This is a genomic window from Pseudomonas sp. MWU349, from assembly GCF_017947325.1.
Classification (GTDB): Bacteria; Pseudomonadota; Gammaproteobacteria; order Pseudomonadales; family Pseudomonadaceae; genus Aquipseudomonas; species Aquipseudomonas protegens.
This window is the reverse complement of the sequence record NZ_JAFEVP010000018.1, coordinates 1-2,744: the sequence shown is the minus strand read 5'-3', so window position 1 is coordinate 2,744 and position 2,744 is coordinate 1. Positions and strand designations below refer to the sequence as shown.

Below are 2,744 nucleotides of genomic sequence, written 5' to 3'. Positions count from 1 at the left end.
ATTCAGAGCCATCAGAGCCGAACCGATGATGATCGGAGTGTCGTCACCTGGGAAGTCGTAAGTGCTCAGCAGGTCGCGCACCTCCATCTCAACCAGTTCCAGCAGCTCAGCGTCGTCAACCATGTCAGCCTTGTTCAGGAAGACAACGATGTACGGAACGCCTACCTGACGGGACAGCAGGATGTGCTCACGAGTTTGTGGCATCGGACCATCGGCAGCCGAGCAAACCAGGATCGCGCCGTCCATCTGGGCAGCACCAGTGATCATGTTTTTGACGTAGTCGGCGTGACCTGGGCAGTCAACGTGCGCGTAGTGACGAATGTTCGAGTCGTACTCTACGTGCGCAGTGTTGATGGTGATACCACGAGCTTTTTCTTCTGGGGCGCTGTCGATCTTGTCGAAGTCAACACGAGCCGAACCGAAAACCTCGGAGCAAACGCGAGTCAGAGCAGCAGTCAAAGTGGTTTTACCGTGGTCAACGTGACCGATAGTACCCACGTTAACGTGCGGCTTATTACGTTCGAACTTTTCCTTAGCCATCGAAATCACCCCTAGGAGAAGAATTGAGCAAGTCACCCAAGCCATTAAAACAAAGGCAGATATTTTCATATCTGCCTTGTTATATGGAGCTCTTGAGCGGATTTGAACCGCTGACCTCACCCTTACCAAGGGTGTGCTCTACCAACTGAGCTACAAGAGCGTAACACTTTGCAAAACCTGCAAACTTGGAGCGGGTAGCGGGAATCGAACCCGCATCATCAGCTTGGAAGGCTGAGGTTCTACCACTAAACTATACCCGCGGAGCCTGCAGCTCTCGCTAAATCTGGTGGAGGGGGAAGGATTCGAACCTTCGAAGTCGTAGACGTCAGATTTACAGTCTGATCCCTTTGGCCGCTCGGGAACCCCTCCTAAGCGAGGCGACATTCTATATCATGCCACCCTTCTGTCAAGCATTTTCTCAATAAAATCTTGAGGTTAGCTGCGTTGACCTCGCTTCGCAGCGCTAACTTCGTGAAGTCTTCGCTGCGGAGCGGGCGCCATTCTATGCAACCTATTCGACAGTTGCAACCCCCTCGCAAGGCATTATTTTATGTTTTAACTCATTGAATTCTTTAGCAAGGTTCTGCAGTTGCAGATCATCCAGCAAATGCTTGCTCTCAGGAGTCACACGCAGCCAAAAACCAGAAGAACCAGGAACACTCAAGGACTGCAGCCTGACATCAGCCCCCAGCCCTACAAGTCGCTGCTCCAGCATCTGAGCCGTATCTCGACGAGCAAAGCCCCCTAGATAAAGACAGCTCGCATCAACCTCCCCTGACTTACCCTTATCCCGCCGCTCGACCGAATCAGAAGACTCACTCAACAAACGGATATCTTGCTGAGCACCTCGATAGAGCGAGAGAGGTATGACCTCTTTCGCACGAAGTGGCGCTTCCTGCTGATGCCAGATGTAGTAAAAGCCATTGAGGACCAATAACAACAGAAACAACCAGCGCATAAAAACCTCAAGACAGAGGACAAGCCTTAAACAACTCGAAAAGACGGATCACCTACAAGCTGATCTTGCGGAACCAATACAACACTCAAAGCCCCACCCCGCACAAGGAATCACCCCCTCTACCCCCCTAGGCCGCAGATCGCGCAAGCGCGTATTGATGACCGAAACTCATGACCCCTCACGCAACCTTAGACTGAGCTCCCCGCCGCTATAGGTTTTCTCTTCCCCCTCAACGCTTAACCGCAAAGCTCCTTGGCGATCGATACCCAGCACGACACCGTCGATCTTATTGACGCCCGCGATCAGAGACACAGCACGCCCCTGCCAGAGGTGAGCTTGCTCCCACTCGTGCTGGATCGCGGAGAAACCGTTCAACCGATGACGCTCCAGATAAGACACAAGAACCTCATTCAATCGAGCAACAAGCTGATTGCGATCAATAACCTTGCCAGACTCCAACCTTACTGAAGTCCACTCCTGATCGATTTCTTCAGCGCTTTGCATATTCACATTGATCCCAATGCCCAGGACCACATGACACACATCCGCAGGATCACCCACCAACTCCAAAAGTATCCCCGCGACCTTCTTCTGACCCACCAAAACATCATTTGGCCACTTCAAACCCGCACCAGGAACTCCATACTCACGAAGGGTATGCATGACCGCCAGCCCAACGACCAGGCTAAGCCCCTCCAATTGCCGGAGACCTCCGTCCATACGCAAGACGAGGCTGTAATAGATATTTTCGGCAAAAGGGCTTACCCACTTACGACCACGACGGCCTCGCCCCACCGTCTGGCGCTCAGCTAGCACAAGAAAAGGAGCCACACTCCCTTCTTCAATGGATCGCAGCGCCTGTGCATTCGTGGAGTCGATAGAGTCGAGAATTCGGATATCCCAGGAGCCACTGGAAATAGAGGAGCGGCCTATCTCAGCACTGCTCAGCAATGTGATTGGAGTCGCCAGCTGGTAACCGCGGCCTCGCACCTTATGAATGACAAGCCCCAACTCCGCCTCAAGAAGCTGTAACTGCTTCCATATAGCACTACGGCTAACACCCAGCGCCTGACCGAGCGCCTGACCCGAGTGAAATCGCCCATCTTTCAGAAGCTCTAACAACGTCGACATGCAGTTTCCGCCTCACCATGAGCCAGGCATGATAGCCATGCCCAGCGCCATTGCATAGAAAGCCCCACCTGACGAGCAAGTCGATCGAGACAGCAAAAACCAACCCTATTTTTTG

The 2,744-nt window shown here is 52.8% G+C and carries 3 protein-coding genes and 3 tRNA genes; all 6 read right to left on the bottom strand.

The genetic code is table 11. The annotated features are described in order from the left end of the window. Positions 1–540: GTP-binding protein (locus tag KCG88_RS30790; protein WP_210713758.1), on the bottom strand; the 540-nt coding region annotated here is incomplete at its 3' end. An 84-nt stretch (positions 541–624) separates the two neighbouring features. Continuing rightward, positions 625–700: transfer RNA gene (locus KCG88_RS30785), tRNA-Thr, on the bottom strand. A 26-nt stretch (positions 701–726) separates the two neighbouring features. Next, positions 727–800: transfer RNA gene (locus KCG88_RS30780), tRNA-Gly, on the bottom strand. 24 nt (positions 801–824) lie between these two features. Beyond that, positions 825–909 (bottom strand) — tRNA-Tyr (locus KCG88_RS30775). Between the two features lie 142 nt (positions 910–1,051). Then, positions 1,052–1,498, bottom strand: a complete 447-nt coding sequence (locus KCG88_RS30770) for a hypothetical protein (protein WP_210713762.1) — start codon at positions 1,496–1,498, stop codon at positions 1,052–1,054. Between the two features lie 168 nt (positions 1,499–1,666). Beyond that, entirely contained in the window at positions 1,667–2,629 is a 963-nt protein-coding gene (birA, locus tag KCG88_RS30765) for a bifunctional biotin--[acetyl-CoA-carboxylase] ligase/biotin operon repressor BirA (RefSeq protein WP_210713761.1), read from the bottom strand. Between the last annotated feature and the right edge of the window lie 115 nt (positions 2,630–2,744).

Excerpts from the sequence above, each read along its gene's own strand:
- KCG88_RS30770 (WP_210713762.1), bottom strand. The coding sequence starts at position 1,498 with ATGCGCTGGTTGTTTCTGTTGTTATTGGTCCTCAATGGCTTTTACTAC.
- birA (WP_210713761.1), bottom strand. The coding sequence starts at position 2,629 with ATGTCGACGTTGTTAGAGCTTCTGAAAGATGGGCGATTTCACTCGGGT.